The organism is Psychrobacter sp. TB20-MNA-CIBAN-0197, from assembly GCF_040309765.1.
GTDB classification, from domain to species: Bacteria; Pseudomonadota; Gammaproteobacteria; order Pseudomonadales; family Moraxellaceae; genus Psychrobacter; species Psychrobacter submarinus.
The window spans coordinates 1-246 of record NZ_JBEOPC010001175.1 but is presented as its reverse complement, the minus strand read 5'-3'; the positions used below and the strand labels follow the sequence as shown (position 1 = coordinate 246).

The 246-nt window shown below is 35.8% G+C and carries 1 protein-coding gene; it reads left to right on the top strand.

Annotated features, from left to right (window positions below):
* Positions 1 to 51: 51 nt before the first annotated feature.
* A partial coding sequence (locus tag AAEY83_RS17645) for a septum formation initiator family protein (protein WP_351061276.1) occupies positions 52 to 246 on the top strand: 195 nt, incomplete at its 3' end.

The window sequence follows — 246 nt, the reverse complement described above, 5'->3', positions numbered from 1 at the left end:
CCTTAGCGTATTAAAGCTAAGGTATTTGGAATTTAAAATAAGGAGTGTTAAATGCGTATTTTTCAAGTTGGCTTACTGTGCTTAGCACTGTTTGTGCAATACAGATTATGGTTTGGTCATAATGGTTTACAAGACTACACACGGCTAAAAGGTGCTGTAGCGTCGCATCAAGTAACTAACGAAAAGCTCATTAAACGTAATAAAGTACTTAAAGCAGATATTGAAGACTTAAAGCTTGGCCAAGAA